Origin of the sequence: Rhodovulum visakhapatnamense, from assembly GCF_004365965.1 — a bacterium.
Lineage (GTDB): Bacteria > Pseudomonadota > Alphaproteobacteria > Rhodobacterales > Rhodobacteraceae > Rhodovulum > Rhodovulum visakhapatnamense.
Genome location: NZ_SOEB01000023.1, coordinates 1 through 23,167, shown reverse-complemented (window position 1 = coordinate 23,167; position 23,167 = coordinate 1). Strand labels below are relative to the sequence as shown.

Below are 23,167 nucleotides of genomic sequence, written 5' to 3'. Positions count from 1 at the left end.
TCACGCTTCGATCAGGGTTTCGCCCGTCATCTCGGGCGGTTTCGGCAGGTTCATCAGCTCCAGCAGGGTGGGCGCCAGATCGGCCAGCCGCCCGTTGCGAAGCCGCGCGCCCTCGGGCCCGCCGACCAGGATCACCGGCACCGGGTTCAGGGTATGCGCGGTGTGCGGGCCGCCGGTCGCCGGGTCGATCAGGGTCTCGCAATTGCCGTGATCGGCAGTGACGATCATCGCGCCGCCCGCCGCCGCCAGCGCCTCGAGCGCCCGGCCGAGATTGCGGTCGACCGCCTCGCAGGCCTTCATCGCCGCCGAAAGAATGCCGGTATGGCCCACCATGTCGGGATTGGCGAAGTTCACGACGATCAGGTCATAGCCCTTGCCGATGGCCTCGACCAGCTTGTCGCCGACCGCCTCGGCCGACATCTCGGGCGCCAGGTCATAGGTCGCGACCTTGGGGCTCGGGGGCATGAAGCGGTCCTCGCCCTTTTCGGGCGCTTCCTTGCCGCCGTTCAGGAAGAAGGTGACATGGGGATATTTCTCGGTCTCGGCCAGCCGGAACTGGGTCAGCCCGTGCCCGGCGACCCATTCGCCCAGGGTGTTGACGAGCTTGCGCTTGGGAAAGACCGTGTCCATCCAGGCGTTATGCTCGACCGAATACTCGACCATCCCCAGCAACGCTGCGAGTTGCGGCCGGGTCCCGGTATCGAAACTGTCGAAATCGGGCTGGGCGAAGGCGCGCAGGATCTCGCGGGCGCGGTCGGCCCGGAAATTGAGACAGAAGAGCCCGTCGCCGTCCTTGATGCCGTCATGGGCCGCGACCACCGACGGGTGGATGAACTCGTCGGTCTCGCCCCGGTCATAGGCCTTCTGCACCGCCTCTTCGGCGCTGGCGACCTCTTCGCCCAGCCCGTTGGCCATGGCGTGATAGGCGAGCTTGACCCGTTCCCAGCGATTGTCGCGGTCCATCGCATAATAGCGCCCGATCACGGTGGCGATGCGCGCGCCCTCGGGCAGGCCCTCTGCAAGTTCGGGGATGAAGCGGTCGGCCGATTGCGGCGGCACGTCACGCCCGTCGGTGAGGGCATGGATGGCAACCGGGACGCCTGCCTCGGCGATGCAGCGGGCTGCGGCGAGGATATGGGCGATATGGCCATGGACGCCGCCATCGGACACAAGTCCCAGCAGATGCGCCGTACCGCCCGAGGCCTTCATCTTGTCGATGAAGCCGGTCAGGGCGGGTTGCCGGAAGAAGCTGCCATCCTCGATCGACAGGTCGATCTGGCCCAGATCCATCGCCACCACCCGGCCTGCGCCGATATTGGTATGGCCGACCTCGGAATTGCCCATCTGTCCGGTCGGCAAGCCGACATCGGGCCCGAAGGTGGTCAGGATCGCATTGGGGCAGGTCTGCATCAGCCGGTCGAAATTGGGCGTCTCGGCGAGCAGCGGGGCATTGTCGTCATGGGTGGGGCCGATGCCCCAGCCATCGAGAATGCACAGAACGACGGGTTTCGGTGTGGTCATGGCAAAAGCACCCTTCTGCAGTTGCGCCCCTTCTAGAAGCCACGGGGCGAGAGGACAACAGCGGCCGTCGATGGCACCCTGTCACACGGACGGACCGGGGGAGAGATGCAAATGCGACAGAATGGCGGCCCTGCGGGCCAGGTGGTCACTGGCCGCGCCCTGCGGGCGCGGGAAGGGGGTATTTGGGCCAAGAAGAAGATCAGACGCGGTGATAGGGCAGACCGGCAAGGATGCTGGCGGCGCGATAGAGTTGTTCGCTGAGCATGGCACGGGCCAGCATATGGGGCCAGACCATCGGCCCGAAGGACAGCACCGCGTCGGCCCGGGCGACCAGCGCGGGATCGAGCCCGTCGGCGCCGCCGATCAGGAAGGCCGCATCCCCCCGGCCGGCATCGCGCCAGCGCGCCAGAAGAGCGGCGAAATCGGGCGAGGCGAGGGTCTGGCCACGTTCGTCGAGGGCGCAGATCGCAGCGCCCTGCGGCAGAGCGCGGTCCAGAAGCGCCGCCTCGGCGGCCGGGCCGCCGCCCTTGCGGTCCTCGACCTCGGCGAAGGTCAGCGGGCCAAGCCCGAGACCCCGGCCGGTCCGGTCGAACCGGGCGGTGTAATCCTCGATCAGGTCGCGCTCGGGGCCCTTGCGCAGGCGCCCCACGGCGCAGACATGGACGCGCATCAGGCGCGGGCGGTGCTCATCGCGCCAGCGGGCATCCACATCTTCTCGAGCTGGTAGAACTCGCGCACCTCGGGCCGGAAGACATGCACGATGATGTCGCCCACGTCGATCAGCACCCAGTCGCCCTGGTCCTTGCCCTCGATCTTGCAGCTTCGGCCCAGATCCTCCTTGAGGCGGTCCTTGAGCTTTTCGGCGATGGCCGAAACCTGCCGGGTCGAGCGCCCCGAGCAGATGACCATGTAATCGGCCACGCTGGACTTGCCGCGCAGGTCGATCCTGACCACGTCTTCGGCCTTGTCGTCGTCCAGGGAGGTGAGGATGCTATCGAGGAGCTCTTCGCTCGACACATCCGGATGCGGCGCGGTCATCGCTGCCATTGGTGCGGCCCCGTCAAAGGCCACCTCAAGATTGTGAGACAGGACATCGTCCTCCTACGCGGCGCGCCGTCGGGACCCCGGCGCTGGGCATGAGACATATCTAGCATCGCGAGGTTAAAACCTCAATGCAGAGTACAGGCAGGGCGGCGTCACGGCAGCACCCGGTAGCCGACCTCGTTGCGCCGGTTCCAGGGCATGGTGAACGGATCGTCGTAGAACATCAGCCGGGCGGGTCCGGTCAGGCGCAGGCCCCGGGCCTTGCCCTCGGCCACCAGATCGCGCCCGGCAGCGTTCAGCCGCTCGGCCGTGGCGCGGCCCGAAAAGCGCAGCACCAGAAGGGTTTCGGGCGGCAGCCGCCGCAGCCGGACCCAGGATTCCTCGGGCTTGGGCAAGGTCTCGGGCGCCGTGCCCTCGGGCATGGTGAAGCGGATCGCCCAGCCCAGATCGGTCCGGGTCTGCCCCACCGGCACGGTCATCGCGATCTTCTTGCCTGCGGCATTCTCGCCGAAGATGTAATGGGCCAGCTCGCTGAAGCCGCGATTGATGGCGGCAAAGCGCGACCCGTCGACGATGACCTCGGCGATGGTGCGGGCCGGATAGTGCCGCAGTTCGACGGCGCCCATCTGGCGCTCGACCCGATAGGGCACCTCGGGATAGCCGCGATAGCTGTCGGCGCGGACAAGGGGTGCGGACAGGGCCGCGGCAAGGACAAGACCGGACAAGAGAACGTGGCGGGGCATCGGACGGGGCTCCTTTGGCGGACGGGGATCGGTCAGTCGGGCGGGGCGGCGGCGAGGCGGCTGCCGGGCAGGATCTTCACCTCGCGCTGCGGGAAGGGAATGGTGATGTCATTGGCCCGGAACGCATCCCAGAGCGCCAGGAAGACCGCGCCCCGGACATTGGTCAGGCCTTCGCTGGGATCGACGATCCAGAACCGCAGGATGTAGTCGACCGAACTGTCGCCGAAGCCCACGATATGGCAGACCGGCGGCTTGTCGCCCAGCACCCGGGGTACGCTGGCCGCCGCCTCGATCGCCAGCCGGCGCACCCGGTGCGGGTCGTCCGAATAGGCGGTGCCAAAGAAGATGTCGAGGCGGACGAATTCGTTCGAATGGGACCAGTTGACCACCTGGCTGGTGATCAGGTCCTCGTTCGGGATGAGGTACTCCTTGCCCTCGCGGGTGACGACCGAGACATAGCGCGCGCCCAGCGCGTTGATCCAGCCGAACGTGTCGCCCAGCGAGATCACGTCGCCCGGCTTGACCGACTTGTCGAGCAGGATGATGACGCCCGAGACGAGGTTCGAGACCACCTTCTGCAACCCGAAGCCCAGCCCCACGCCGATGGCGCCCGACAGCACCGCCAGCCCGGTCAGATCGAACCCGGCCAGCTTCAGCCCAAGAAACACCGCCGCGCCGTAAAGGCCCAGCTGCAGCAGCTTGACGATCAGCACCCGCATCGAGGGCGAGATGTCGTCGTCGCGCCGGATGCGGGCCGCCGAGGTGGTGGCGATCAGCCGGGCGCCGGTGAAAAGCACACCGGTCACCACCGCGGCTTTCAGCAGGGTCAGCGCCGAAAGCTGCAGATCGCCCATGCCAAGCCGGACCGACTCGAGCAACGCGGCCGCCTCGTCGGTCAGATCGACGATGTAGAGCGTGACATAGACCCAGAGCCCCCAGGTCACGAGCCGGCGCAGGAACGGGTTGCGCACCAGCCGCGCGGCGAGGCCCACGAACAGCCAGGCCGTGGCCAGAGTCGCGCCGATGGCCACCAGATAGCTGCGCGAGGGCCAGGTCACTTCGCGCATTGCCCAGACCGTGACCCAGGCAAGCACGACCAGCAGGATGATCCGCAACCGCCGCAGCAGGATCAGCGCGGTGCGAAACCGCCACATCGGCCAGCCCTCGCGCTCTCGAAGCCAGCCGTAAAGCCGCCCGTAAAGCGCCCAGGCGCCCAGCTGCGCCAGCGCAAACAGCGCCAGCAGGATGCCGATCTGGTAAAGCCGCCAGCCCGGCCGGGTGAGGCTTTGCAAGAACCCCCTGCCCTGCTCGGCCAGGGCCTGCAGCTCCTGCAGGATCGGAGTCGGATCGCTCTCCATCGGGCCTCCTTTTCCCAAGATTAGGTCAGGAGGACAGAAAACCAAACGCCTCATGCAGTCGGGTCGCCCGTGGAATGCCTCACCCCGAAGAGAGCGAAACGGCGTTGTTGCACATATCGGTGAGGCGGATTCCCTGATGGACTCCTGAGGCTTTCATTCTGGCCAGACGAAGAGACGCCACAGTCACGGCAGATGGCGCCTATGACACGCGCCGCTGCCATGCCGCGATCCTTGAACGGGCCTTGAACGGGGCGCTGCTCTGATCGTCCCGATCCGCCGGAACGGGCGCGCCTGGAAACCGGATTGCCCGGCCGCCATCAGTTGCAACGAGATCCTTCGAGCGACGCAGCGCTCCGGCAAGGCACTCTGGAAGCGATGGTCGGGCGACCACATCCGAAGTCGCGTCGAGGCGCAGATGAACCGGATCACTCTTGGCGAACGGATCATGTCCCGAGATCCCCATCCGCATCGCCATCATGAACCACGCCCCGGCCCTCGGCAGGGCCGAGATCGAGGCCGTCGTCTGAAACGTGGCGGGAAAGGGGATCCTTCACCCGATCCCAGATTTGCTCACCAACGCCGAGCGAAACCGTTTGATCCAGGACTAGTTTTTGCCCTTCTTGCCTTTCGGCGCCACGGTTTGCTTATAGGTTGTCGCGGGAGCGGACTTGACCTTGGCATTCGAGACGAACTGCCCGGTCTTCGCGCTCTTGTTCACTGTCTTCGGAGCCATCGGATCACCTCTCTGGATGACAGAAGAACGATGATGGATTCCCTTACGTAAATCAATAGCTCTTGGGTTCTTACCCCATATATGGGCGATGATGCCCCAGGTCCGCCGAGATGAAGACCGCGAAGCGACGCCTTGGCAAGCGCATGCCCTTGATCGACGCGGGGCAAAGGAGTATCCCAACGGCATGAAACGTGTCTTCGACATGGACGACCGCGCGCGCCTGCCCTGGCGATTCTTCGGCGCGACCCGATCGGTGCTCGCCCGCCTTTGAGGCGGCGTCAGCACCCGTTTCTCCATTTGCCAAGTGACATAGCCGCGGAGAATTCCATGACCGGCAAGACCCTCTATGACAAGCTGTGGGATGCCCACCTGGTCGACCAGGCCGAGGACGGCACCTGCCTTCTCTATATCGACCGCCATCTCGTGCACGAGGTGACGAGCCCGCAAGCCTTCGAAGGGCTGCGGATGACGGGCCGCACCGTGCGCGCGCCCGAAAAGACCATCGCCGTGCCCGATCACAACGTGCCCACCACCGAAGGGCGCGAGACGAAGATCGACAACGAGGAAAGCCGCATCCAGGTCGAGGCGCTCGACAAGAACGCGCGCGATTTCGGCGTGGTCTACTACCCGGTCTCGGATGTCCGTCAGGGGATCGTCCATATCGTCGGCCCCGAACAGGGATGGACCCTGCCCGGCATGACCGTGGTCTGCGGCGACAGCCACACCGCGACCCATGGCGCCTTCGGGGCGCTGGCGCACGGCATCGGCACTTCCGAGGTCGAACACGTTCTGGCGACCCAGACGCTGATCCAGAAGAAATCGAAGAACATGAAGGTCGAGATCACCGGCACCCTGCCGCCGGGCGTCACGGCCAAGGACATCACCCTTGCGGTGATCGGCAAGACCGGCACCGCGGGCGGCACCGGCTATGTCATCGAATATTGCGGCGAGGCGATCCGCGCGCTGTCGATGGAAGGCCGGATGACGGTCTGCAACATGGCGATCGAGGGCGGCGCGCGCGCCGGTCTGATCGCGCCCGACGAGACCACCTTCGCCTATGTGAAGGGCCGCCCCCATGCGCCGAAGGGCGCGCAATGGGAAGCCGCATTGACCTGGTGGAAGACGCTCAAATCCGACGACGACGCCCATTGGGACAAGGTCGTGACGATCCGCGCCGAGGATATCGCCCCCGTGGTGACCTGGGGCACCTCGCCCGAGGACGTACTGCCGATCACCGGCACCGTGCCCGCGCCCGAGGACTTCCAGGGCGGCAAGGCCGAGGCCGCGCGCCGGTCGCTCGACTATATGGGGCTGAAGCCGGGCACGGCCCTGACCGAGATCAAGGTCGATGCGGTCTTCATCGGGTCCTGCACCAACGGCCGGATCGAGGATCTGCGCGCCGCGGCCGAGATCCTGAAGGGCAAGACACTGGCGCCGGGTGTGCGCGGCATGGTCGTGCCGGGTTCGGGCCTCGTGCGGGCGCAGGCCGAGGAAGAGGGGCTCGACAAGGTCTTTACCGAGGCGGGCTTCGAATGGCGGCTTGCGGGCTGTTCCATGTGCCTTGGCATGAACCCCGACCAGCTGGCGCCGGGCGAACGCTGTGCGGCCACCTCGAACCGCAACTTCGAGGGTCGCATGGGCCGGGGCGGGCGTACCCATCTGATGAGCCCGGTCATGGCGGCAGCGGCGGCGGTCACGGGGCACCTGACCGACGTGCGCGACCTGCTGGCCGAAGCGGTCTGAGCCGGAGGCGCGGAAGACAATGACGGGCCGGACCCCTCCCCTTCGACAGGCGGCCCTTGCGGCCGTCGGGCGGGGTCCGTGCGCGGGAACCCATCGGTCGCCCGGACCGTTGATGTGGAGACAAACTCTCACATCGAGGAGGTTCCCATGAGAAACTGGCTCATCTACACGCTGATCGGCTTTGTGCTGCTGATCGGCGGCATCGTGGCGCTGGCCAACCCCTTCGCCGCCACCATCGCGGCCACCCAGATCGTCGGCATCGTCTTTCTGCTCGCCGGTCTGATCCAGATGATCACGGTGATGCGGGGCGGACCCGACAGTCACCGCTGGCTCAACGGCTTCGTCGGCATTCTGTTCCTGCTGGCGGGTCTGTCGATCCTGATCAACCCGCTGGTCGGCGCGGCATGGATGACGCTGCTTCTGGGGCTTCTCTTCGTCGTGATGGGCGGCATGCGCCTGCTGCTGTCCTTCACCTTCCGCGACACCAACCTGTTCTGGCTGCTGCTTCTGACCGGGGCGGCATCCATCCTGATCGGGGCCTTGATCTTCTCGAACTTCTTCGCCGCGGCCACCACGCTTCTGGGGCTGCTGGTGGGGCTCGAGCTGGTTCTGGACGGGATCGGGCTGATGGCCTTCGGGATCGCCGCGCGGCGGCCCCGCCACGTTGAAACACCTGCCTGACGCGACCGCCTGACCGGACCCCGGGGGCGGCGCGGACGGCACTAGGAGATCTGAGACGAATGGAAAAGTTCGAGAAACTCACCGGCATCGCCGCGCCGCTTGATCTGGTCAATATCGACACTGACATGATCATCCCCAAGCAGTTCCTCAAGACGATCAAGCGCGAGGGGCTGGGGGTGAACCTGTTCGACGAGATGCGCTACGATCAGGACGGCAACGAGAACCCCGATTTCGTGCTGAACAAGCCCGCCTATCGCGAGACCCAGATCCTGGTCGCGGGCGACAATTTCGGCTGCGGGTCCTCGCGCGAACACGCCCCCTGGGCGATCAAGGATTTCGGCATCCGCTGCGTGATCGCACCCAGCTTTGCCGACATCTTCTTCAACAACTGCTTCAAGAACGGCATCCTGCCGATCCCGCTGCCGCAAGAGCAGGTCGACATCCTGATGAAGGATGCCGAGAAGGGCGCCAATGCCCGCATGACGGTCGATCTGGAAAACCAGACGATCACCACCTCCGACGGGGTCGAGATCGCCTTCGAGGTCGATCCGTTCCGCAAGCATTGCCTGCTGGAAGGGCTCGACGATATCGGCCTGACGCTCAACAAGGCGACCGCCATCGACGGCTTCGAGTCGAGGATGGCCCAGGACCGGCCCTGGGTCTGACCCGGATGCGCAGGCCCGCCGCAATCGTGCCGGGCCTGCTTGCGGTCTTTTTTGCCCTTCCCGCCGCAGCCGATCTGCGCGTGGCCAGCTATAACGCCGAGCTCTCCCGCAAGGGACCGGGGCTTTTGTTGCGCGACATCCTGTCGGGCAAGGACGGCCAGGTGGCGGCGGTGGTCGAGGTGATCGCCGCCGCCCGGCCCGACATCCTCGCGCTGCAGGGGATCGATTTCGACCTGGACGGTCTGGCGCTGGCGGCGCTGGCGGATCTGCTGCGCGCCCGCGATCTGGACTATCCCCACCGCTTTGCACTGAGCCCCAATACCGGCCTGCGCACCGGGCTCGATCTCGATGGCGACGGCCGTCTGGGCGGGCCGCGCGATGCCCAGGGCTTTGGCTATTTCGCCGGGCAGGACGGCATGGCGATCCTGTCGCGCTTTCCCATCCTGACCGACGAAGTGCGCGATTTCTCGGCGATGCTCTGGCGCGACCTGCCCGGCGCGACCCTGCCCGAGACCGACGGCACCCCCTTCCCCTCGGCCGAGGCACAGGCGGTGCAGCGGCTTTCGACCACCGGGCATTGGGACGTGCCGGTCGATCTGGGCGGCAGCGTCCTGCACCTGCTGACCTTCCATGCCACGCCGCCCGTCTTCGACGGCCCCGAGGACCGCAACGGGCTGAGGAACCGCGACGAGCTTCGGCTCTGGACGCTCTATCTCGACGGCGCGCTGGATGTGCCGCCGCCCCGGGGCACCTTCGTGGTTCTGGGCGATGCCAATCTCGACCCCGAGGATGGCGACGGCCGCAGCGCCGCGATGCGCGCCTTCCTGGCCGATCCGCGCCTGACCGACCCCTTGCCCAAAAGCCCGGGCGGGGCCGCCGCCCCGCAAACCGGCACCAATGCCACCCAAAGGGGCGCGCCTGCCCGCGATACCGCCAACTGGCCCGAGGACGGGCCGGGAAACCTTCGCGTCGACTACGTTTTGCCCTCCTCAAAGATCGACATTACCGGCGCCGGCGTCTTCTGGCCGGCCGACGGCCCGCTGGCCGAAACGGTGCGCACCGCCTCGCGCCACCGCCTCGTCTGGGTGGATCTCGCCCTGCCTTGACGGACCAAATCCGGCCCGCTACCCCGATTTCAACCCTTCAAGACAAGGACATCCGCAAATGACGAATACGCTTCTGATCCTGCCCGGCGACGGCATCGGCCCCGAGGTTATGGCCGAGGTCCACCGGATCATCGACTGGTACGGCACGAAACGCGACCTCAAGTTCGAGGTGACCGAGGATCTGGTCGGCGGCGCGGCCTATGACGCCCATGGCAAGCCGTTGTCGGATGCCACCATGGCCAAGGCGCAAGAGGTCGACGCGGTGCTTCTGGGCGCCGTTGGCGGGCCGAAATACGACACTCTCGATTTCAGCCTGAAGCCCGAGCGCGGGTTGCTGCGGCTGCGCAAGGAGATGGATCTTTTCGCCAACCTGCGCCCGGCGCAATGCTTCGACGCGCTCGCCGATTTCTCGTCGCTGAAACGCGACGTGGTCTCGGGGCTCGACATCATGATCGTGCGCGAGCTGACCTCGGGGATCTATTTCGGCGAGCCGCGCGGCATCATCGAGGAAGGCGGCCAGCGCGTCGGCCTGAACACCCAGCGCTATACCGAGGCCGAGATCGACCGCGTGGCGCGCTCGGCCTTCGAACTGGCCCGCAAGCGCGGCAACAAGGTCTGCTCGATGGAGAAGGCCAATGTGATGGAATCGGGCATCCTCTGGCGCGAGGTGGTGCAGAAGGTCCATGACGAAAGCTATCCGGATGTCGAGCTGAGCCACATGTACGCCGATGCGGGCGGCATGCAGCTTTGCCGCTGGCCGAAACAGTTCGACGTGATCCTGACCGACAACCTGTTCGGCGACCTGCTGTCGGACGTGGCGGCGATGCTGACCGGCTCGCTCGGCATGCTGCCCTCGGCAAGCCTCGGCGCGCCGATGGAAAACGGCCGACCCAAGGCGATGTACGAGCCCGTCCACGGCTCGGCCCCGGACATCGCGGGCCAGGGCAAGGCCAACCCGATCGCCTGCATCCTGAGCTTTGCCATGGCGCTGCGCTATTCCTTCGACGAAGGCGCCGAGGCGACCCGTCTGGAAAAGGCGGTCGAGAAGGTGCTGGGCGACGGCGTCCGCACCGCCGACCTGATGGGGGCCGAGGGCGGCACTCCGGTCTCGACGGCGCAGATGGGCGACGCGATCCTCGCCGCGCTCGACGCGAGCCTCTGATCCGATCGACGGCAGGGCGCGTCCCGGGCGCGCCCTGCCTCCAGCGCCCGCGTCAGCCCCCCGCCTCCAGCCCCCGCCTCCAGCCTCTGCGCGAAGCCTTGCGCGACCGGGCTTGAACCCTGACGGCAAATACCGAAGGGTGGAAAGGCAAGTCTCTCACGAGCATGTCCCATGGCCGCATCGACCGCCCGGGGCGCGGGGTTCGCGCTGGCAGGTTTTGCAGTCTATTCCTGCCACGATGCCGTGGTGAAGGGGCTCGGCGCTCATTACGACGCGATCCAGATCCTCTTTTTCAGCGCGCTTCTGGGCTTTCCGCTGATCGCGCTGATCCTGATCCGCGAGGGCGACGGCGGCAGCCTCTGGCCGCGCCGCCCGGGCTGGACCGCGCTGCGCACCGTCGCGGTGATGCTGAACATCCTGATGGCGTTTTATGCCTTCTCGGCGATTCCCTTGGCCGAAACCTACGCGATCATCTTCTCGACACCGCTGATCATCACCGCGCTCTCGGTGCCGATCCTCGGCGAACGGGTCGGCGCCAGGCGCTGGGCGGCGGTGGTGCTGGGGCTGATCGGTGTGCTGATCGTGCTGCGCCCCTGGAGCGCGTCCGAGCTGAGCTTCGGTCATCTCGCAGCCCTCATCTCGGCGGGCAGCAGCGCGCTGGTCTCGGTGATCGTGCGCAAAATCGGCAACGAGGAGCGCAGCGTGGTGCTGTTGCTCTATCCGCTCCTGGCCAATGTGGTCTTGATGGGGTGCCTGTTGCCGGTCGTCTACCGGCCGATGCCGGTCGCCCATCTGGGCGCCATGGCGCTGGTCGCCATCGGGGCGCTGACAGCCATGTGGCTGATGATAAACGCCTATCGTGCCTCCGAGGCCGCGACAGTGGCGCCGATGCAATACTCGCAGATGATCTGGGCGGTGTTGATCGGCTATCTGGTCTTCGACGAGATCCCGGATGCCGCCACGCTGATCGGCGCGGCCGTAATCGCGGCCAGCGGCTCGATCGTGTTCCTGCGCGAGGGCCGCGCGCAGGTCTCCGAGAACCAGCCCGCGCTCCATGCCACCGACCGCGCCGGGGTCGCCCCGGACCCGGTGCTTCTGGGTGTCGAAGAGACCCCGGAATGACCTCTTGCCAAAGCCCGCGGACCGCGTTAAGTCCCCCGTCACGCGGTCGGAGTGTAGCTCAGCCTGGTAGAGCACTGTCTTCGGGAGGCAGGGGCCGGAGGTTCGAATCCTCTCACTCCGACCAAGTTAGATCAATCGGCTAAAGCCAATTCCAGATCCACGGAAACAAGTGGAAACTGTGAGGCCTCTCAGATTTGCACCAAAGACGGTCGCAAATCCCGGATTCTCTCCAAAGACATCAGGCCCGCGCACAAGCGGATGGCGCGGGTTCTCGGCTAGCCGAGCGCGGAATGAGGGCGCTCGGTGTTGTAATGCTGGCGCCAGCGTTCGATTTCGTCGCGAGCATGGCGCCGCGAGCGGAACCAGTGCAGATTCAGGCATTCGTCGCGCAGCTTGCCGTTGAACGACCCGACGAAGGCGTTCTGGACTGGTTTGCCCGGCTCGATGAAGCGGAGGCGCATGCCGGGCCTTCTTTTCCGGCAGCTTCACCTCTGGCGCGCGCATCAGGCACACATTGGCAACCTGTTCCTGGTCCGACGGCGGCTGATGGCGAGAGGACGAGTCCGCCCGAAATCTGCAAAACCGCCAACACGGCGGGCCAAGACACCGCGAAATGGTCCGTGAAAGACCCGAGCCACGGTCCCCGCAGCGATCAAGCCGCCATCTCGGCGCAGCCGAACCCGCAGATCAGACGGTCCCTTTGTGGGCAAAGGCGGACGAGGTTGAGAACGAGTTGGCCGAATTGGCAGAGGCGAGGATCGAACGCCTCCTTCGAGGCAAGGGCCACTCAGCTGAGTGCCGCGAAACAGTGTAACCTGGCCACTTTCGGCTTGAAGCCGTGACGCCGAAACGGTAGTCAGGTTGACGCTGCGGGTGTAGCTCAATGGTAGAGCATTTGCTTCCCAAGCAAGTGACGAGGGTTCGATTCCCTTCACCCGCTCCATTAAATCCGAAAATCAAGCTGCCACGTTAATCCCAACCTCTTGAAACTAAAGGGATGGACGGACGCCATGCGCGAGGCGGCGCAGACTTTCGCATTTTCTGCCCACGTTTTTGCCGGTGTTTTTGCCCGTGTTTCGAGCTTGCCCACCATGATCCGATCTGCAGGACAATGCCTGCAGGCGCAGATCAAGGCATACTCGGCATGGCAATCGTCCAGCGCGGCAAGAAGGGGACCTACTACCTTCGGAAGGAGGTCCCCAAGAGGGTCCGCGATGGCGACGTCGAGGGCCGCCGGGAAATCTACATATCCCTCAGCACGGACAGCCTCGCCGAAGCGAAACAATAGGCCAGCCGCATCTGGGACATGCAGATTGGTGCATGGGAAGCCAGGCTGGCCGGGGATACCTCCGACGCCGAAGCGCGGTTCGATGCGGCACGAAACCTCGCAAAGCAGAAGGGTTTCAGGTACATACCGGTCGAGCGCGTCGCCTCCCTGCCGCTGACAGAGCGTCTGGAGCGAGTCGATGCGATCAGCAATCGCCGCGGTCAGCCGGACATGATCGAGGCTCGCGCCTTGCTCGGCGCCGTCGAGCGTCCCTCCATCACCGTCAGCCGCGCTCTGGAACTCTACTGGACGCTCGCGGCCGACGTGGCTCATGGAAAGAACGCCAATCAGATGCGGATCTGGCGGAACGGCAGAAAGAAACCGGTTGCCAGCTTTATCGAGCATATCGGCGACCTCCCACTCTCCCAGATCACCCAGGACGACAGGCTCGACTGGCGCCAGGCCCTCTGGGAGCGCGTCGAGGCCGGGCAGTATTCAACGAACGCCGCAAACAAGGACATCGGCGCCTTCTGCAGGATCGTCCGCACTATCAACGAGAAGAAGCGCCTCGGGCTGACACTGCCTTTCTCCGGTCTTTCCCTCAAGGATAGACGGGTTTGCCGTCCTCATGCTCCTTGAGGGTTTCTTCGACTTCCTCGACGATCTCGTCAGCCTTTCTGATGCCGCCGAATGCGCGGCTGCAGCACGTCGGGAAGATGCGCCGCCGACAGGTCATGGTCAGGCGCGAAGCTGCGACATCGCGCAGCGAATGGCCATGACCGGGTCTCGATAGTGGTCCTGCAGAACCATACCGTCCAGGAGACCGGCTGCCGGTGCGCTCAGACCGGTCGGGCATCGCTTTGCCGGTGCCGTCTCGTCCGTTGTCCAGGACGATTCCCTTCCGCAGCCCGGTTGCCGGCGCGAACGCGCCGAGGACTATTGGCGCGGTGCGGGCGGTGCTGCGGAACGATTGCGCGGCCGGGATCGAGGCGTTCGCGGTCAACTTTCTCGACCGGCGCGGGTCGCCGACCGTCCGGGCAATGACGAGGCCATGGCATTGGCCTGAGGCCCGGGTTGTGCGTCACCGCGCAGAGGGGTGTTCCCGCCGCAGCCTCTTGCCTGGTGGCCGGGGATGCCTAGGTGCGCCTTGCAGCTTTCGCATGCCAAAGGACGTTTTCCATGACCGAGCCCAAGCTCTTCACCCCCTTCGCCGCGGGCGACATCGCGCTGGCGAACCGCGTCGTGATGGCGCCGCTGACCCGAAACCGCGCCGAACATGACACGCTGGCCCCAACCGACCTGCATGTCACCTATTACACCCAGCGCGCCGGCGCCGGGCTGATCGTGACCGAAGGCGCGCAGATCTCGCCCGAGGGGCAGGGCTATCTCGACACGCCCGGCATCTATTCGGACCTGCAGGTCGAACGCTGGCGCAAGGTGACCGATGCCGTGCATGCGGCGGGCGGGCGCATCGCGATCCAGCTCTGGCATGTCGGGCGGGTGTCGCATGTCTCGCTTCTGCCGGGCGGTCAGGCGCCAGTCGCGCCCTCGGCGATCCCGGCCGAGGAGGTCAAGACCTTTACCGCCGAGGGCTTTGCTCCGGTCTCGGCACCGCGCGCGCTGGAGACGGACGAGATCGCCCGCGTTCTTGGCGACTACCGCAAGGCCGCCGCGAATGCGATGGCGGCGGGGTTTGACGGGGTCGAGATCCACGGCGCCAACGGCTATCTGATCGACCAGTTCCTGCGCGACGGCACCAATCATCGGACCGATGCCTATGGCGGCTCGATCGAGAACCGCTGCCGGTTCCTGTTCGAGGTGGTCGAGGCGGTCGCGGACGAGATCGGCGCGGGCCGGACCGGGCTGCGGCTGAGCCCGTTCTCGAACGCCAACGGCATCGCTGACAGCGACCCGTTCGCGCTGTTCTCGCAGGCGATTTCGGGCCTGAACCGCTTTGGCCTGGCCTTCCTGCACATGGTCGAGGGCCAGACCGGCGGCCCGCGCGACTGGCCCGAGGGGCGCGGCATCCCGGAATTGCGGGCGCTGTTCGACGGCCCCTATATCGCCAATAACGGCTATGACCGGGCCTCGGCGCTGGCGGCGGTCGAAAGCGGGGCGGCCGACATGGTGGCGTTCGGGCGGCCCTTCATCTCGAACCCCGATCTGGTCGAGCGTCTGCGGCGCGATGCCGTTCTGGCAGAGCCCGACCGGAACACGATGTATGGCGGCGGGGCCCATGGCCTGACCGACTATCCCACGCTCGCTCCGGCCGAAACCGCCTGAGGGGGCCCGGCCGGGCCTGCCGGGGCGCCCCGCAAGAGGCGCCCCGCGTCGGTTCGCAAAGGGTCGCTCAGGCCGCGGCGCGGCGGCGGCGCAGCACCGCGAGCCCGCCCAGGCCCGCCAGCATGAGCGGCAGGGTCGCCGGAACCGGCACTTCCGCGGCCTCGTAGCGGTCCAGCACCTCGACGCCGCGCAGGCTGTAATCGGTGAAGAACCCGTCCATCCCGGCTTCGATCCAGGGCAGGAACATGTCCCAGGCGACCTCGTCCGAGGTCGGACGGAAGGTCCAGCCATGGACGGTCAGGCCCAGCGCATGGGCGGCGGCGATGAAGTCGGCGCTGAGCGCGCCGCTGAGGCTCAGCCCCAGACCGTCGGCGAAGGTCGCGAGGTCTTCCAGCGAAGTGGTGGTGCCGGTGGTCGCGTCATAGACACCGAAGCCGTCGCCCAGCTGCCGAGCATAGCCCAGGGCCGCGATGGCGTTGTCCATGCCCATCTCGACCTGCAGATCGGCCAGCTGGCGCGCGCCCTCATGGCTGAAGGTCTGGATGAAGGTGTTCTGCACCGACCCGTCGAAGCCGTTGGCCTTCATTTCCTGAAGGATCTGCTGGTTCATCGCCAGGCTGTTGGGGGTCTTGGCCTCGGGATAGATCCCGATTTCCTTGCCGGTCGTGGCGTTGTAGGCGCTGACCAGATCCATGACTTCCTGGAAGGTCGGCACCTTGTAGGGGGCGGCCATCGAGGGGGTGAAGCCGTCATAGCTGGTCGAGGCGGTGGCGCCAGTGGGCTCGACGGTAAGGGTCTTGATCTCGGCCAGCGTGAAATCCGACACCCGGTAACCGCCGTTGCGGGGCGCGAACAGCGCCTCGATGTTGGTGGTGCGGTTCAGCGTCGAATCGTGCATCGCGACCAGCTCGCCATCTGCGGTCGTCTGCAGATCGGGCTCGATCACGTCGGCGCCCATCTGCAACGCCAGTTCGTAGCCGCCCAGCGTGTGCTCGGGCAGATAACCGCTGGCGCCGCGGTGGGCGATGATCAGCGGGGCTTCGCCGCTGAGCGTGTTGTAAAGGGTGGCGGCATGGGCGGGCGCCATCGAGATCAGGCCCAGGGCAATCGCCCCAAGAGTGCGTTTCATGAGAAAAATCCTGTCAGTCCCGTGGTGGAAGTATGGCCAAAAAAAGGCCATGCGACGGTCGATAGGCAGGACATGAGACGGTTCGATGACGTCTGCGCGACAGGCGCGTGAATGCCGGTGGCAAAGCCCGCCAGACGTTTCGAAAAGCCGGTGCAGCCTGTCGGCCGCCGGGCGGCGATGACAAAGGAAGAGGCAAGCCGCTGATTTTCCCAGCGAATCGCCGCCGCAACCTGGCGGCGATCGGGCCAATGGCCGATCTTGTCACGGCTGTGATGGGACCAATCCGGCGGCTGGGGCGCCCCCGTTCAGGGGTCGCGTCACGCGTCCGAGGGAGTGGCCCGGGCGGGCAGGATCACGCCGCCGATGCCGGCACAGGCGGCCGGGTCGCCGCCGCAGCAGTCCTCCAGCAGAAAGCGCACGATGTCGTTCACTGCGGCGAGGTTCGCGGCATAGAGGATCTGGCGGTGGCGGCGTTCGGCGTTCAGCAGCCCGGCGCGCTTGAGGCTGGCCAGATGGCTCGACAGGGTCGAGGGCGGGGCGCCCAGGCGGCGGGCGATTTCCAGCGCGGGCAGGCCTCCGGGACCCTGCCTGACCAGCAGGCGAAAGACCGACAGGCGGGTCTCATGGGCAAGGGCAGCGAAGGCGTCCTTGGCGGTTATCTGATCCATATTTCGGTCCTACTCGAAATGACGATGCTTGACCAGACCCGGCCGCGCGGCTATGAAACGATAATTCGAGAATCTACGAAATGAGGCTGACATGACCGCCGCGTCCTCCTCCGCCGAGCCCGGACCCCTTGGCCGGTTCGAACGCTATCTGACGCTTTGGGTCGCTGCCGCCATCTGTGTCGGGCTGGTGCTGGGCCTGGTTGCGCCGGGGCTGGTGCAGGGCATCGCTGCGGCCGAGGTCGCCTCGATCAACCTTGTGGTGGCGGTGCTGATCTGGGCCATGGTCTATCCGATGATGGTTGGGGTCGATCTGGGCGCGGTGCGGGACGTGGCGCGGGCGCCCCGGGGGCTGTTCATCACGCTGACGATCAACTGGCTGGTCAAGCCCTTCACCATGGCGGCGCTGGCGGTGCTGTTCTTCGAGCATGTCTTCGCCCCCTGGATCGCCCCCGCAGATGCGGCGCAGTACACTGCCGGGCTGATCCTGCTGGGGGCCGCGCCCTGCACGGCGATGGTCTTCGTCTGGTCGCAGCTGACCCGGGGCGATTCCACCTACACGCTGGTTCAGGTCTCGGTGAACGACCTGATCATGGTGGTGGCCTTCGCGCCCATCGTGGCCTTCCTGATGGGCGTGTCCGAGATCGCCGTGCCCTGGGAAACGCTGCTGCTGGCCACGCTGCTTTATGTCGTGATCCCGCTGGCCGCGGGGCTGCTGACCCGGCGCCTGCTGGGCAGCCCGGCCGCCATCGCGGGCTTTTCCGCCCGCGTCAAGCCGGTCTCGACGGTCGGGCTGATCGCGACCGTGGCGATCCTCTTCGGGATGCAAAGCGACCGCATCCTGACCCAGCCCGGCGCCATCGCGCTGATCGCGGTGCCGATCCTGATCCAGAGCTACGGGATCTTCGCGCTGGCCTACGGGGCGGCCTGGGCGCTGAAGGTGCCGCACCGGATCGCCGCGCCCTGCGCGATGATCGGCACCTCGAACTTCTTCGAACTGGCGGTCGCGGTGGCGATCAGCCTCTTCGGGCTCAATTCCGGGGCGGCGATGGCGACGGTCGTCGGCGTGCTGGTCGAGGTGCCGGTGATGCTGTCGCTGGTGGCCTTCGCGAACCGGACCCGGGCGCGCTTTGCCGGAGACCTCGCATGATCGTCATTCACCACAATCCCGACTGCGGCACCTCGCGCAATGTGCTCGAGATCATCCGCCGGTCGGGGACCGAGCCCGTTGTCATCGACTATCTGGCCGAGGGCTGGACCCGGCCGCAGCTGCTGGCGCTGTTCGCGGCCGCCGGTCTGACACCGCGCGCGGCGCTGCGCCGGACCAAATCGCCCGCGGCCGAGCTTGGGCTATTGGGTGAGGACGTGCCGGACGACGCCTTGCTGGACGCGATGATCGCGCATCCGGTTCTGGTCAACCGGCCGATCGTGGCAAGCCCGAAGGGTGTGCGGCTCTGCCGTCCGTCCGAGACGGTGCTCGATCTGCTCGACCGGTTGCCGCCCGGGCCGCTTTACAAGGAGGACGGGCAGATGATCCTGACGGCCTCGGGCGCGCGCGTGGCGCCGCCCGGCGACGCGGTCTGACCCTTCGGCGGCCCGGGTTTGACAGACTCGCCCGGCTTTGCGATACCTCGTCCCACGTCAGGGGAGTCCCGCTAAGGGGACTGAGAGGCTGACAGGGGGAAACCCCGGTGACGCGACCCTTCGAACCTGACCCAGTTGAGACTGGCGTAGGAAGACCGAGGGGCATGCCGCAAGATCCCGCCCCCCGGGCCGCAAGGCCCCCCGGACCGTCAAGGTCGTTCGGGCCAACGGCCCCGCTTTCTGCCTCATCATCCGTCTGGGTCTCGTCAGGTCAACTGAGGAGACGAAGATGAACAAACCCGACACCGTTCCGCAGATCACGCTGGGACCGCTGCCCGCCTCGGAAAAGGTCTACCTGTCCGGAGAGCTTCACCCGATCCGGGTGCCGCTGCGCCGGATCGCGACCGCCGAGGGGGCGGTGACGGTCTATGACAGCTCGGGACCCTATACCGACCCCAAGGCACGGATCGACATCGCTGCCGGGCTCGCGCCGGTGCGGGTCCCCTTCGCGGCCGCCCGCGGCGAGGCCGAGACCTATCCGGCCCGCGACGTCACCGCCGCCGACAATGGCTTTGCCGAAGGCGCGCGGCTCGTTCCGGCCTTTCCCCGCAGGCCCGCGCCGCTGCGGGCGACGGCCGGGCGGGCGATTACCCAGCTGGCCTATGCAAGGGCCGGGATCGTCACGCCGGAGATGGAATTCGCCGCGATCCGCGAGAACGAGGGCCGCAGCGCGGCCCAGCCCCGCGACGGCGAGCCCTTCGGCGCCGAGATCCCCGATCTGGTGACGCCCGACTTCGTCCGCGCCGAGATCGCGGCGGGCCGCGCCATCATCCCGGCCAATATCAACCATCCCGAGCTGGAACCCATGGTGATAGGCCGCGCCTTCAAGGTGAAGGTCAATGCCAATATCGGCAATTCGGCCATCACCTCCTCGATGGAGGAAGAGGTCGAGAAGATGGTCTGGGCGATCCGCTGGGGCGCCGATACGGTGATGGACCTTTCGACCGGGCGCAACATCCACAATATCCGCGACTGGATCCTCCGGAACGCGCCCGTGCCCATCGGCACCGTGCCGCTGTATCAGGCGCTGGAAAAGGTCGGCGGCGTGGCCGAGGACCTGACCTGGGAGATCTACCGCGACACGCTGATCGAACAGGCCGAACAGGGGGTCGATTACTTCACCATCCATGCGGGGCTTCGACGCGAGATGATCGGGCTGACCGCCCGACGCGTGACCGGCATCGTCAGCCGGGGCGGGTCGATCATGGCCAAGTGGTGCCTGCATCACGGCCGCGAGTCGTTCCTCTACGAACGCTTCGAGGAAATCTGCGACATCTGCCGCGCCTATGACGTCTCGTTCAGCCTGGGCGACGGGCTCAGGCCGGGGTCCATCGCCGATGCCAATGACGCCGCGCAATTCGCCGAACTGCGGACCCTGGGCGAGCTGGCGCAGGTCGCCTGGGCGAAGGACTGCCAGGTGATGATCGAGGGGCCGGGCCATGTGCCGATGCACAAGATCAAGGCCAACATGGACGAGCAGCTGAAGCATTGCCACGAGGCGCCCTTCTACACGCTCGGGCCGCTCACGACCGACATCGCGCCGGGCTATGACCATATCACCTCGGCCATCGGCGCCGCGATGATCGGTTGGTTCGGCACCGCGATGCTGTGCTACGTCACGCCCAAGGAGCATCTGGGCCTGCCCGACCGCGACGACGTCAAGACCGGGGTCGTGACCTACAAGCTGGCCGCCCATGCCGCCGATCTGGCCAAGGGGCATCCGGGCGCGCAGGCGCGGGACGATGCGCTCAGCCGGGCGCGCTTTGCCTTCCGCTGGGAGGATCAGTTCAATCTGGGGCTCGACCCGGACACGGCGCGCGCCTTCCATGACGAGACCATGCCCAAGGCCGCCCACAAGGAGGCGCAGTTCTGTTCGATGTGCGGACCGAAATTCTGTTCGATGAAGATCAGCCAGGACATCCGCGACGCGGCCGAAGCCGAGGCCGGAACCTGCCCCAACGGGCTGACCCCTGCCGAATAGCGCCGGCGGACGTATCGAAGACGGGGGCCGGACCATGCCGGCCCCCGCCTGCTGCCCCTTGGGGGCCTAGCTCTGGCTGCGGTATTCGCCCTGCCGTTCCAGCATCCAGCCGGGATATTCGGCCGGAAGGCGGGTCACCGCATCGAGGCGGGCCAGCTCGTCGGCGCTCAGCTCGACCTTGGTCGCGCCGATATTGTCGGTCAGCTGGTCCGCGCGCTTGGCGCCGATGATGACCGAGGTCACCACCTCCTGATGCAGAAGCCAGGCCAGCGCGATCTGCGCCACGCTGCACCCGCGCGCCTCGGCCATGCCGCGCATCGCCTCGATGGCGTCATGGGCGCGGTCCTTGTCGATGGGCGGGAAGTCGAAGCTGGCGCGCCGCCCGTCCGCGGCCTTGCCCTCGCGGTCGTACTTGCCCGACAGGAACCCGCCCGCCAGCGGGCTCCAGACCATCAGCCCGATGCCGGTTTCCTTCAGCATCGGCACGATCTCGCGTTCCAGATCGCGCCCGGCCAGGGTGTAATAGGCCTGAAGCGACAGGATCGGGGCCAACCGCCGCGCCTCGGCGATGCCGACCGCGCGGACGATCTGCCAGGCGGCCCAGTTCGACAGGCCCAGATAGCGCACATGACCCTGCCGCACGAGCGTATCGAGCGCCTCCAGCGTCTCGACGATGGGCGTCGCCGGATCGAAGCCGTGGATCTGGTAAAGGTCGATGTGATCAAGCTGCAACCGCGCGAGGCTGGCCTTGCACTGGTCCATGATGTGATAGCGCGAGGCGCCGCGCGCGTTCACGCCCGCGCCCATCGGGCCCAGAACCTTGGTCGCGATCACCACATCTTCGCGCGGCACGGCGAGGTTCTTCAGCGACTGGCCCAGAAGCCGCTCGCTTTCGCCGCCCGCATAGACATTGGCGGTGTCGATGAAGTTGATCCCGGCCTCGAGCGCGCTGCCCACGAGGCCGTCCACCTCGGCCTGGCCCAGCTGGCCGATCTGGCCCCACATGCCTTCGGAGCCGCCGAAGGTCATGGTGCCGAGGCAAAGCTCCGACACGAAAAGGCCGCTTGGGCCAAGACGACGATAGCGCATGTTGCTTTCCTTTCCTGACTGGGGGCCCGAGCGCGGCGAGGGGCGCCCGCTCCGGCCTCTGTCCCGAAATGGGCCCGGGCCGGGTCCCTCGCCACGCCGATCCTCTCGCAAACTTGCACGATTCTCTCATCCCGCCGCCGATTGACTTTGGAGAGCGCCGCCGACCGGGCTAGAGTGGGCGCATGACCGACCGACTTTCCGGCCTCAGGGCCAAGCTCGTTTCGTTGTGGGAGGCGCATGGGCGCGAGCCCCCGGTTCCGGGGCTGAGGCTGTCTTATGCCGAAAGACCGTCGGGCCTCTTTCACGGGGTGTACCGGCCCTCGCTTTGCGCGGTGTTGCAGGGCGCCAAGATCAGCCGTCTGGGCGACCGGGTGTTCCGCTACGATGCGGGCAAATGCCTGATCGCCTCGCTCGACGTGCCGATCCGGGCCGAGATCGTCGGCGCGGCGCCCGAGACCCCCTATCTGGCGCTGGCGCTGGAGATCGACCCGGCCGTGGTGGCCGAACTGATGCTGGGCCAGCGCCCGACGGGCGATCCGCCAATTGGTGCTGCCATCGAGGTGCATGATCTGGGCGAGGCGCTGATCGACCCGCTCGACCGGCTTCTATCGGTCGCCGCCCGGCCGCAGGACATCCCTGTGCTTGCGCCGATGATCCGGCGCGAAATCGTCTGGCAGTTGCTGAACGGGCCTCAGGGCGCGCGGCTGCGGCAGATCGGGATGGCCGACAGCCGTCTGGCCCGGATCGGCCGCGCCATCGGCTGGATCCGCGAGAACTATGCCGAGACGCTGCGGGTCGGGCATCTGGCGGCGCTGGCCGGGATGAGCCCGGCCACCTTCCATCGCCACTTCAAGGAGGCGACGGCGATGACGCCGGTGCAGTTCCAGAAAAGCCTGCGGTTGCAGGAGGCGCGGCGGCTTCTGTTGACCCGGTCCGGCGATGTCGCGGGCATCGGCTATCGCATCGGCTATGACAGCCCGTCGCAATTCAGCCGCGAATACCGCCGTCATTTCGGCGAGCCGCCCGGACGCGACGCGGTCGAACTGCGCCGGAGCCTGGCCGAAACCGGCGGCTGAGCGGGTCCGGGTCGACCTTCTGCCGCCGGGCGAAAAACGCAGCGCGGGCGGCCGAGGCTGTGCTAGGTCATGTTGACAAATGGCGGACCCAGAGACGGATCGACGTGATGTCAATGAAGCCGAGGAAGCTCTCAGCGGTCTTGTCGTAGCGGGTC

The 23,167-nt window shown here is 66.7% G+C and carries 22 protein-coding genes, 2 tRNA genes and 3 pseudogenes; 16 read left to right on the top strand and 11 right to left on the bottom strand.

Features of this window, described 5'->3' with window-relative positions; genetic code table 11:
* The 5 genes from gpmI to EV657_RS16960 form a co-directional block, all read right to left on the bottom strand.
* A complete protein-coding gene (gene gpmI / locus EV657_RS16980) occupies positions 1-1,521 on the bottom strand; it encodes a 2,3-bisphosphoglycerate-independent phosphoglycerate mutase (RefSeq protein ID WP_134079012.1) in 1,521 nt (506 codons plus the stop codon).
* Between the two features lie 199 nt (positions 1,522-1,720).
* Complete coding sequence (rlmH, locus tag EV657_RS16975; RefSeq protein WP_113668989.1) at positions 1,721-2,191, bottom strand: 23S rRNA (pseudouridine(1915)-N(3))-methyltransferase RlmH; 471 nt, start codon at positions 2,189-2,191, stop codon at positions 1,721-1,723.
* The gene (gene rsfS, locus EV657_RS16970; protein ID WP_425057267.1) at positions 2,191-2,559 is read right to left on the bottom strand and encodes a ribosome silencing factor; all 369 of its coding nucleotides are present in this window, start codon (positions 2,557-2,559) and stop codon (positions 2,191-2,193) included. Before rsfS ends, rlmH begins: the two co-directional genes overlap by 1 nt.
* A gap of 158 nt (positions 2,560-2,717) precedes the next feature.
* Entirely contained in the window at positions 2,718-3,308 is a 591-nt protein-coding gene (locus EV657_RS16965; protein WP_134079008.1) for an SOUL family heme-binding protein, read from the bottom strand.
* Between the two features lie 32 nt (positions 3,309-3,340).
* Positions 3,341-4,666, bottom strand: coding sequence for a mechanosensitive ion channel family protein (locus EV657_RS16960; protein WP_075784425.1), 1,326 nt, complete (start codon positions 4,664-4,666; stop codon positions 3,341-3,343).
* Between the two features lie 179 nt (positions 4,667-4,845).
* Between EV657_RS16960 and EV657_RS16955 the strand changes: the two are divergent.
* The 8 genes and pseudogenes from EV657_RS16955 to EV657_RS16915 form a co-directional block, all read left to right on the top strand.
* Positions 4,846-5,193: pseudogene (locus EV657_RS16955) on the top strand (IS5/IS1182 family transposase); the annotation flags it as partial.
* A gap of 533 nt (positions 5,194-5,726) precedes the next feature.
* The gene (leuC, locus tag EV657_RS16945) at positions 5,727-7,142 is read left to right on the top strand and encodes a 3-isopropylmalate dehydratase large subunit (protein WP_134079006.1); all 1,416 of its coding nucleotides are present in this window, start codon (positions 5,727-5,729) and stop codon (positions 7,140-7,142) included.
* A 147-nt stretch (positions 7,143-7,289) separates the two neighbouring features.
* Positions 7,290-7,823 (top strand): HdeD family acid-resistance protein, encoded by a 534-nt coding sequence (locus EV657_RS16940; protein WP_075784422.1) that lies wholly within the window; start codon positions 7,290-7,292, stop codon positions 7,821-7,823.
* Between the two features lie 59 nt (positions 7,824-7,882).
* Positions 7,883-8,488 carry a 3-isopropylmalate dehydratase small subunit gene (leuD, locus tag EV657_RS16935; RefSeq protein WP_075784421.1) on the top strand — a complete coding sequence of 202 codons (606 nt, stop codon included), beginning with the start codon at positions 7,883-7,885 and terminating at the stop codon, positions 8,486-8,488.
* Positions 8,489-8,493: 5 nt separating this feature from the next.
* Positions 8,494-9,594: an endonuclease/exonuclease/phosphatase family protein gene (locus EV657_RS16930; protein ID WP_075784420.1), complete on the top strand. Its 1,101-nt coding sequence runs from the start codon at positions 8,494-8,496 to the stop codon at positions 9,592-9,594.
* Positions 9,595-9,652: 58 nt separating this feature from the next.
* Positions 9,653-10,756: a 3-isopropylmalate dehydrogenase gene (leuB, locus tag EV657_RS16925; RefSeq protein ID WP_134079004.1), complete on the top strand. Its 1,104-nt coding sequence runs from the start codon at positions 9,653-9,655 to the stop codon at positions 10,754-10,756.
* Between the two features lie 171 nt (positions 10,757-10,927).
* Positions 10,928-11,878 carry a DMT family transporter gene (locus tag EV657_RS16920; protein ID WP_134079002.1) on the top strand — a complete coding sequence of 317 codons (951 nt, stop codon included), beginning with the start codon at positions 10,928-10,930 and terminating at the stop codon, positions 11,876-11,878.
* 47 nt (positions 11,879-11,925) lie between these two features.
* A tRNA-Pro gene (locus EV657_RS16915) sits at positions 11,926-12,002 on the top strand.
* A gap of 151 nt (positions 12,003-12,153) precedes the next feature.
* On the opposite strand, the pseudogene EV657_RS16910 reads toward EV657_RS16915, so the two are convergent.
* Positions 12,154-12,339 (bottom strand): annotated as a pseudogene (locus EV657_RS16910) (integrase core domain-containing protein); the annotation flags it as partial.
* Between the two features lie 408 nt (positions 12,340-12,747).
* Here EV657_RS16910 and EV657_RS16905 point away from each other — a divergent pair.
* The 3 genes from EV657_RS16905 (at position 12,748) to EV657_RS16900 (ending at position 13,784) form a co-directional block, all read left to right on the top strand.
* A tRNA-Gly gene (locus EV657_RS16905) sits at positions 12,748-12,821 on the top strand.
* Positions 12,822-12,875: 54 nt separating this feature from the next.
* Positions 12,876-13,166 (top strand): DUF6538 domain-containing protein, encoded by a 291-nt coding sequence (locus tag EV657_RS22755; protein WP_425057266.1) that lies wholly within the window; start codon positions 12,876-12,878, stop codon positions 13,164-13,166.
* Positions 13,167-13,184: 18 nt separating this feature from the next.
* Positions 13,185-13,784, top strand: a complete 600-nt coding sequence (locus tag EV657_RS16900) for a hypothetical protein (protein ID WP_113668977.1) — start codon at positions 13,185-13,187, stop codon at positions 13,782-13,784.
* Here EV657_RS16900 and EV657_RS16895 read toward each other — a convergent pair.
* The gene (locus tag EV657_RS16895) at positions 13,747-14,148 is read right to left on the bottom strand and encodes a hypothetical protein (RefSeq protein ID WP_133260377.1); all 402 of its coding nucleotides are present in this window, start codon (positions 14,146-14,148) and stop codon (positions 13,747-13,749) included. The genes EV657_RS16900 and EV657_RS16895 overlap by 38 nt on opposite strands.
* Positions 14,149-14,324: 176 nt before the next feature.
* Between EV657_RS16895 and EV657_RS16890 the strand changes: the two genes are divergently transcribed.
* Positions 14,325-15,428, top strand: coding sequence for an alkene reductase (locus EV657_RS16890; protein ID WP_113668978.1), 1,104 nt, complete (start codon positions 14,325-14,327; stop codon positions 15,426-15,428).
* A gap of 67 nt (positions 15,429-15,495) precedes the next feature.
* Here EV657_RS16890 and EV657_RS16885 read toward each other — a convergent pair whose 3' ends face one another.
* Entirely contained in the window at positions 15,496-16,557 is a 1,062-nt protein-coding gene (locus EV657_RS16885) for a glycerophosphodiester phosphodiesterase family protein (protein WP_166673730.1), read from the bottom strand.
* A 317-nt stretch (positions 16,558-16,874) separates the two neighbouring features.
* Positions 16,875-17,225, bottom strand: a complete 351-nt coding sequence (locus EV657_RS16880; protein ID WP_075786883.1) for an ArsR/SmtB family transcription factor — start codon at positions 17,223-17,225, stop codon at positions 16,875-16,877.
* 91 nt (positions 17,226-17,316) lie between these two features.
* Here EV657_RS16880 and arsB point away from each other — a divergent pair, with 91 nt between their 5' ends.
* From arsB to thiC, 3 genes are all read left to right on the top strand, one after another.
* On the top strand, positions 17,317-18,372 hold the full coding sequence (arsB, locus tag EV657_RS16875) for an ACR3 family arsenite efflux transporter (protein ID WP_075786882.1): 1,056 nt from the start codon (positions 17,317-17,319) through the stop codon (positions 18,370-18,372).
* On the top strand, positions 18,369-18,806 hold the full coding sequence (locus tag EV657_RS16870; protein WP_134078999.1) for an arsenate reductase family protein: 438 nt from the start codon (positions 18,369-18,371) through the stop codon (positions 18,804-18,806). Before arsB ends, EV657_RS16870 begins: the two co-directional genes overlap by 4 nt.
* A 289-nt stretch (positions 18,807-19,095) precedes the next feature.
* Positions 19,096-20,847: a phosphomethylpyrimidine synthase ThiC gene (gene thiC / locus EV657_RS16865; RefSeq protein ID WP_134078997.1), complete on the top strand. Its 1,752-nt coding sequence runs from the start codon at positions 19,096-19,098 to the stop codon at positions 20,845-20,847.
* 66 nt (positions 20,848-20,913) lie between these two features.
* Here the strand turns inward: thiC and EV657_RS16860 are convergent, their stop codons facing one another.
* Positions 20,914-21,936: an aldo/keto reductase gene (locus EV657_RS16860; protein WP_113668982.1), complete on the bottom strand. Its 1,023-nt coding sequence runs from the start codon at positions 21,934-21,936 to the stop codon at positions 20,914-20,916.
* 182 nt (positions 21,937-22,118) lie between these two features.
* On the opposite strand from EV657_RS16860, the gene EV657_RS16855 reads away from it, so the two are divergent.
* Complete coding sequence (locus tag EV657_RS16855) at positions 22,119-23,012, top strand: AraC family transcriptional regulator (RefSeq protein ID WP_134078996.1); 894 nt, start codon at positions 22,119-22,121, stop codon at positions 23,010-23,012.
* 67 nt (positions 23,013-23,079) lie between these two features.
* Here EV657_RS16855 and EV657_RS16850 read toward each other — a convergent pair.
* Positions 23,080-23,167, bottom strand: a pseudogene (locus EV657_RS16850) (IS5/IS1182 family transposase); the annotation flags it as partial.